Source organism: Clostridium sp., from assembly GCF_051278035.1.
Classification (GTDB): Bacteria; Bacillota; Clostridia; order Clostridiales; family Clostridiaceae; genus Clostridium_AD.
On sequence record NZ_JBNMNU010000227.1, the window covers coordinates 1 to 5782 of the forward strand.

6 protein-coding genes and 1 pseudogene are annotated in these 5782 nt (G+C 28.5%); 1 reads left to right on the forward strand and 6 read right to left on the reverse strand.

Translation table 11 applies throughout. The features are described 5' to 3' along the window. From ACJAX4_RS21545 to ACJAX4_RS21565, 5 genes are all read right to left on the reverse strand, one after another. Positions 1–1255 (reverse strand): AAA domain-containing protein (locus tag ACJAX4_RS21545; protein ID WP_435791496.1); only part of this gene is annotated, 1255 nt, incomplete at its 3' end. A gap of 51 nt (positions 1256–1306) precedes the next feature. Then, positions 1307–1498, reverse strand: a complete 192-nt coding sequence (locus ACJAX4_RS21550) for a hypothetical protein (RefSeq protein WP_435791497.1) — start codon at positions 1496–1498, stop codon at positions 1307–1309. Between the two features lie 331 nt (positions 1499–1829). Next, the gene (locus ACJAX4_RS21555; protein ID WP_435791498.1) at positions 1830–2426 is read right to left on the reverse strand and encodes a PDDEXK nuclease domain-containing protein; all 597 of its coding nucleotides are present in this window, start codon (positions 2424–2426) and stop codon (positions 1830–1832) included. Between the two features lie 68 nt (positions 2427–2494). Continuing rightward, on the reverse strand, positions 2495–2845 hold the full coding sequence (locus ACJAX4_RS21560) for a DUF1016 N-terminal domain-containing protein (protein WP_435791499.1): 351 nt from the start codon (positions 2843–2845) through the stop codon (positions 2495–2497). 252 nt (positions 2846–3097) lie between these two features. Further along, complete coding sequence (locus tag ACJAX4_RS21565; protein ID WP_435791500.1) at positions 3098–3517, reverse strand: hypothetical protein; 420 nt, start codon at positions 3515–3517, stop codon at positions 3098–3100. A 17-nt stretch (positions 3518–3534) separates the two neighbouring features. On the opposite strand from ACJAX4_RS21565, the pseudogene ACJAX4_RS21570 reads away from it, so the two are divergent. Further along, positions 3535–3816, forward strand: a pseudogene (locus ACJAX4_RS21570) (transposase); the annotation flags it as partial. Between the two features lie 308 nt (positions 3817–4124). On the opposite strand, the gene ACJAX4_RS21575 reads toward ACJAX4_RS21570, so the two are convergent. Next, on the reverse strand, positions 4125–5663 hold the full coding sequence (locus ACJAX4_RS21575) for an HD domain-containing protein (protein ID WP_435791501.1): 1539 nt from the start codon (positions 5661–5663) through the stop codon (positions 4125–4127). Between the last annotated feature and the right edge of the window lie 119 nt (positions 5664–5782).

Sequence of the window (5782 nt, forward strand, 5' to 3'; positions counted from 1 at the left end):
TGTAACTGGTAATTAATATACTCTTACCTTGTGATAATAAGTGACCCACCATATTAGCAATTGTATGAGTTTTCCCTGTACCTGGAGGCCCTTGAACTAAAACTGCCCCATTTCTCTCTAAGTGCTTAGCTACCGCTAATTGTTCTGCATTAGCTGGCTTTGTTAATAATATATCTTCATCTATTCCATTCACACTTAAAAAATTGTTTTCAGACTTGTTACTTTGCTCTTTTACTTTTTGATTATCATTTTCAATTCCAACTATATCACATAAAAAACCTGGCAATGATTGTGTATTGCCAATGTCCTCTATTATTGAATCTATAGCTACACCAAATCCAAGATTTCTTTTCCGTACAAACAATACAGGTCTTCTATAAATTTGCGGATAATTTCTTACCTTTTCATATTCTTCTAAATTCTCTAAAAATGTTCCATCTGACGCTAGTGCATGTGAAAGTCTAGTTAAAAATGAATTGCTTTCCAATATTTCATATGGTGTAAATTGACTAGTTTCAAACTCTTCATATATGCTTGATAATAGCTCATAATTAGACTCAGTTATATTACTAAATAGGCTCTTATATAATTCTGGACCTCTTTCTTCTGATATATTTATTTTAAACTGTGGTATATTGGCATCAAACACTAAATTTACACCTTGCAATAATAATGGATGGGTTATTTCTTTATTCCCTAAATAACTTAAAATACCGTCGCCTAGAACTAATTCTAAAGCTTCTGCTTCCTTCTTTAAAATTGAATAAAGTGAGTACAATTCATTATATACAGCATCAGCTTTCCTTGCCTTACTTTCTTCGTAAGCCCATTTTGCTCTTAGTTCTTTCCATATATTAAGTTGATCTAATCTATCATTATCTTCTTCTAAACTTATTGTTATTAATTTACTCACTTCATTATTATCAGAATCTATCTCATATTCGATTTTCTCTATGTATTGCTTTACCACAACTTCCTTACTTATATCCTTCCAGCCTTTTTCTAACCACTCTTTAATTTTCTCTGGTGGAAGAGGACATTCTCTTAACTTGGGTTTATCAACACTAAATAGAGTTTCACTATCATATTGAAAATTATATATATTGTTCTTTATTGTTTCATGTTCTGGAATACTATCCATCCATTTTATCCATTGTTGGTTATTCACATCCAACATTACTGGATTCTTTATATCGTTGAATTGTTTTAGAAATTCAAACAACTTAATTATTTTCTTTTTACCTGAACTATCCATTATTTTTCACTGCCCCTTATAATTCTTTTACTTAATCAACAGATATTTGTTCTATCTATTTCTATTACCTTTAAATTGACCATCTATCTCTATGGAGTTCCATTTTTCTCTATTATATTCTTTTCCCTCACAATAAGCACGTGGTTTAAGATTAATAAACACATTATACTCAGTGCCTTGAGTAGTATGAGTTAAAATATTCATAGCAAATGATGTTTCCACCAAATTCTTGCTTTGGCTCATTAAGTTATAAAATGCCTCTTTTTCATTTTCTCCATTAGAAACTCCTATAACCTGAAGTTTTCTATATCTGTTACATATGATTCTGAATTCGGCGATGGATCAACTGTGATTTAAAAAACTAGTATATGTTCTTATATTTCTATATGGATATTGATAAACAATCTTTAATTAAAAATAAATATCCTAAAAAATCCACTAATGCCTTACTGTTTGCTACCAAATCACAGTTACCTTAGTTGTTTTATAATATAAGCCAATGATACATTTCATATCATCAGCCTATGTTAATTAGTTCCATTCTTTTCAGGGCATCAGAGCACTTATACCAAAATTAATCTAACGTATCTTCTATTTCTTCTATTGATGGCAATGTTCCCTTTAATTCCTCTGGAATTCTCTCTAATAGTTTATACTCACTTACACCTATTGGCTTTGTCATATCTTTAAGTGAGTATTCTGCTACAAGTCTATTCTTTTCCTTACATAATATTATACCTATTGAGGGGTTATCAACTTCAGTTTTTAATATATCATCAACCGCTGAAAGATAAAAATTTAATTTTCCTGCATACTCCGCTTTAAATTTACCAGTTTTTAATTCTATTACTACATAACATCTTAATTTAAGGTTATAAAATAATAAATCTAAACAATAATTATCTCCACCAACTTGAAGTTTATATTGATTACCTATAAGTGCAAAGCCAGAGCCAAGCTCTAATAATAATTTTGTAACCTTTTTAATTAATTGTTTTTCTATATCTCTTTCATTCATCTCTTCTGTCATTGTAATAAAATCAAATATATATGGATCTTTTAAAGCATCTACAGCCAGCTTATTATTAGGTGCTTCTAACTTTTCCATAAAATTTGTTGTCTTTATCTCATTATGTTGTCTTTCAAATAAATTACTTTCAATTTGATGCACTAACGTATTTCTACTCCAACCATTTTCTATTGTCTTATTTAAATACCGAATTCTTTTTTTTATATCACTTATTTATCCATCAATATGATATTATGCGACCATGTAATTTGTGCAACCACTTGTTGCACAAATACAATATCCTGATATTCTGATGCAAACTTACGCATATACTTTAAATTTCTTGGTGAAAACCCCTTCAAATCTGGGAACTCATCCTTTACTTCTTTTGAAATATTATCAATTATTTTAGCTCCCCAACCTTCTTTATCTTGATAAATTAATATTATGTTACCTATGTTCCAATATAATAGTAACAACTCTTTATTTACAGCTAATAAAGCTTTTTGCTGAGAATTCTTTATTTGAGTTTTTATACCACTTACAAACTCTTTATATATATTAGATTTTTCTATATTCATATTTATTTAAAACCACCTTTTGAATAAACTTTTTAAATTAAAACAATTATAACATAAGCCAAGGACATTTTTAATATCCTTGGCTTATATCATCGTTAATAAATTTTTAAGAAATACCTAATTAAGCACACCCGTTCTTATATCAAATATCCTCTCCATTACCCACCTAGGCCCCCTGTTAAACTCAAACTTAGTAAATCCATATGAACCCCCATTGCACTCTACCTTGATTTTGTCCTCCTCTATACCTATCTACATTCCAACTATAGAAAAACCCACAATGCTACTATCCTTATTAATGCTTTTCCCAGTTTCCGTCTCAGTTAAAGAACTTATCCTCTTTAGCTCTCGCCATAATCTGTATTCTTCTTTAGACCTAATGCATAGCTTCGTAACTATTTTAGCATTATTAAGTAAATATTCCGTAGTGTACATCACCCTTACCACCTGATAGGCTTTCACTTCAATCCTCCTATGAAGCTTCTTCCATTTTTCTATTTTAAAAACATAGTAATCCTCTTCAGAGTCACTTGAAATCTCTCTTATCACATTTCTTTTCACAACTTTTATATCTACTATCTTCCCATAATAAGTTATGCCAGCCTCACTTGCAAATTGTCTCTTTGACTGAGCTAAAGCTACAAATTTAATGTTGTGCTCTGCTAAATTCACATTGCTACATTTAGTATAGCTGGGAAGACAATTGGGATAATATTATAACTTTCTTTGTATTTCCAGATTATATTCGTAGAATTATTTATACCACAAATGCTATAGAAAGTCTTAACAGTCAATTTAGAAAAGTCACTAAGACAAAGCTTATATTTCCGAACGATGAGAGCCTTATGAAGATGCTATATTTGGCAACTGAAAAAGTAAGCAATAAATGGACTAGAATATACCCAAATTGGGATCTTGTTATTAGCCAACTCAATATATTATTTAGTGAGATGTTAAATGAAGGAGCGTAGCTTACGGACTCCGTCCCACAAGCCCCTAAGATTTTATCAAGTTAAACAATTAAAACGGACCACCCAGAGGTCGTCCGTTCATGTATGATTCATCAATAACTGCTGAAATTGCTTATCAGTATTACCCTATACTTCGATTTAAAGGGTATAATAAAAATGAAAATTGGAAATTTTATACTGAGAAGCAATGAAACTTTAACAAATTCATCAACTATATTAACATTTTTTCATAATTAAATAATTCAATCTTTTTGCTTAAAGAAAGAGAATACACAAAATAATTTACACCCTCGGAAATTACTTCCTTATTACGTTGATATATAATTTTTTAAGTCATCAAAATCTTCTGATCTAAGTACATTATTATCAACTAATTTTAACTTAATAACAAAACTAGTTTTAAAATAACTTTCAACCTCTTCTAAATAATTCTGTAAATAATATAATTCTTCAATTATATAATCATTTTTCTGCATAAACCATTTGCATAGGAAATTACATTTCTCCTGTTTGCATTCTTTTTTCTTACTTTTTATATCTAAGTAAATTTCATTTTTCTTATCATACCTCCTCATACATATTTTATTACATCGCTTTTTATTTTCTATAGTTGTTAATTGATTTAAATGAATGTCTATTTCAATTGTAATTATTTCATTAATGCCTTTTGGTTTAAAATAACTTTGATTATTGTCATCAAGCTTCGGCTCATTTAATTTATAAGTATTAATTATATTAAATTTTCCAGTTATCAGATGAGAAATCCAATGAAACTTGCTTGTTGAAGACATATTTTCTTTGTTTTTATAAAACAATGGTATTGAGACTCTGTTTTCACTCATATCAAATAAGTCGGCAAGCCTTATAAGAACCATCATATGTTTTTTACTAACTAAGTGATTTTTTGCTAAAGATTTTAAATGGTATATATCTCTGCAATCCATACCATGTGAATAGGAAACCTCTGCTACAATATCTAATATGGACTCATCAACAAATAATAAATCCTTACTATCTCTAATATAATTAGCACTATCTTTTGCGTGATTTACTCTAACTTCATTCTCAAACAGAGTATCTATTTTTTTATATACATTTAAAAGAAGTTCTTTCATACTTTGCTGTTCTATTGCACCATAATACTCTTTGCCTTTTAGTTCCTCTATGAACGACATATAAATTAAATTGGCATCGTCCCAATCTTTGGTCAAAAATCGTTTTTCTTTGGGATATATAACCATAGAAATATCGTGTAAATAGCAAGCAATATATAGAATATAATAATCAACCTTTGAGATTTTGAAGTAGTCAATAGCTTTAATAAAACTATTAATATTTTTTATTAGTTGAACAGCATGCGATTGATTATGAAGAGTATAAAAATGCATATACTTTGATCCATTTTCCCATAACTCTGTTGTATATTTATGAATTAAAATAAGATTATCAATATACCTTGGTTCTATTGCAAAAATCCTAAAATAATAAATAGCTTCAAAGATTGTGTAATCCAAAATTTTAACTTGTTTAGCATTTAGATACTCTTTTAAGATTTTACTAACCAATTGTAAATCAAGTCTTATATTTCTAGTTGCAGTTGTTAATCTAAGTTCATAATAGTTCAGTGGCTTTTTAGTATTTCGTGCAACATAGAGTTTTTCATTCAATTCAACATTTAGAATCAAAGATATAATCGTATTAACAATATATCTTCTCAAATATTTTGATCTTACAGACCAATAACAAAAAATCTCATATTTTTTGTTTCTTTTTTCATAAATATCATAAGCAATTACCTCATAATTGAAATTATCATCTATACTAATTGAACTAATATTAATATCCATTTTTGTGTTATATCTTCTAAAACTATACTCTACAATAATTTTTTTTGTAATATATCTGCAACTTCTCTTAAGTAATTTTTTTGATAACTATGGTGTATATGTTAATCTAAAACTACACC